The organism is Streptomyces sp. NPDC006339 (assembly GCF_040612775.1).
Taxonomy (GTDB): Bacteria; Actinomycetota; Actinomycetes; order Streptomycetales; family Streptomycetaceae; genus Streptomyces.
Genome location: NZ_JBEXQW010000118.1, coordinates 1 through 1813, shown reverse-complemented (window position 1 = coordinate 1813; position 1813 = coordinate 1). Strand labels below are relative to the sequence as shown.

General features: G+C 70.4%; 1 protein-coding gene. It reads right to left on the bottom strand.

Annotated features, from left to right (window positions below; genetic code table 11):
- Positions 1–417: 417 nt before the first annotated feature.
- The gene (locus tag ABZ135_RS38725) at positions 418–849 is read right to left on the bottom strand and encodes a hypothetical protein (protein ID WP_356703109.1); all 432 of its coding nucleotides are present in this window, start codon (positions 847–849) and stop codon (positions 418–420) included.
- Between the last annotated feature and the right edge of the window lie 964 nt (positions 850–1813).

Sequence of the window (1813 nt, the reverse complement as noted above, 5' to 3'; positions counted from 1 at the left end):
CGCGCGTCCAGGGCGCGCCTCGGCCACTCCTCGCCGGAGGCTCACACCACGGGCCATCCGTTTGACAGAAATGCCCAGTCCGTGATCTTTCCGGGTGGTCCGTGGCAATTCCAGCCTACGCCCCAGGTGAGCGCGCCGACAGGCCCGTGGGATGTGCCCGTGTCCTTCCCGGGCGGGGCGCGTTGGGGGAGGTGACACGACGCGTGCACAGCGTCGCGGCGGCCCCGGAGCCCTCACCCCCCGGCATGATCCGGGGCCGCCACCCCGCCCCGCCGGCTCCCGCTCCTCGACCTCACGCCGCCCCGCCGGCCGCGCCCCGTGGTGCCGACTGGGGCCGCACAGACCGACGGCCGTCTCGATGGGCAGATGCTCGTCGAGACGGCCGGCTCACGGGGGCACAGGGGAGGGGCGGGCGGCCTACCGGCCGGGCGGATAGATCATGACCCCGCCGACGATCGGCACACACCGCGTGTCGAGCGGCAGATCGGAGACGAGACCCAGGTTCTCGGCCTGTCCCCTCGCCCGGATGCGCTGAAGGTGGTCACGGCCGTACAGGACGGTCCCGGGATCCTCCAGGGTGGTGCCAGTGATGCACAGCACCGGGTCCGGCAGGAACGTCCCGCCCTCGGCCCTACGGACGGTCACCTCAGCTTCGTTCGCCGCGGCCTCGGCATTCTCCAACGGCGTCTGGCACGGAGGACAGACGATCACGGCAAGACGGCCCTCCACCCACTTCCCGCTCCAGTTCTCGGCGGCCTTGGACGTGAGGTCCCTCGGGGCGAAGCAGCCGCACCGGCTGCACCGCAGCCGCTTGGCTATCCGGCTCTGGGGACGCTTCTTTCGACTCATGCCCGGTCAACGACGACAGGGCGGCCCGGTTCCGGCCCGTGCGGGCGGCTGGGGCTCACCAGGAGCTGCGCCCTGCCCGGTCCGGGCCGTTCAACGCGCGCGTCGCGGTGGGCTGGGGGCCGTGGTGAGTGAGCCGGCGGTGCTGCGCCGTCCTGTGAGGCTGTGAGGCTCACAGGACGTTTTCCCAGGTGGCGGGCATGCTGTGAGGCTGTGAGGGGGCGGCCGGTCCCGGCCCATCCCGCCGGGCTGCTGTGCCCGGGGGCGGGGCTCGGGGTGGTGGCCGGCTGCTTGGGGGTACGGGGCGGTGTTCCGGATCCGCCCAAGGTTCTGTGGGAGGGAAGCACCCCTTCCCGGCTCCGGGGCCCGGCCCCGGGTGTGGGGTGGGGGTGTGGTGGGGTTCTGCCAAAGCTACATGCTGCATCAGTTCTGATGCAGGGGTGATGCGGGCTGGTTCCAGAGTCCAGCTACCGCCCTTTTTTGAAGCAGCCTCACCCGCCCTGCGGCACGGTCGGGTTGGGGGGTGTGGAGGGGATTCCCAGACGGTACACAGCCGGTCCCGTGATGCATCACCGCCCCTGCCCACGGGAGTTGCCCGGCGGGGGTACTAGGGCCTGGGCGTAGACTTTATCCGGGCCCTGGTTTTGATTGCACCGGCCAAGTCGGGCCCGGTACCGTGGTCCTGGCGGACCCTCTCCTCACCGGCCACGACACGCCCTTGACGGACCCACCGGCCCCCGCCACCCTCCCTCCTCGCTGCCCGGCGCAGCCGGTAGGGCTGGAGCGCAGCGGACGCCCCATCAATTCCCGCGAAGCGGGAATTGATTCCCCTACCGCATTGAAGCGCAGCGGAAATGCGGAATTCCCTTGCGAAGCAAGGGAATTGGAAATTGCGCAGCAATTTCCTAAAGGCCGCGCAGCGGCCTCGAATTCGCGCAGCGAATTCATTCGCTTTCCATCGCGAAGC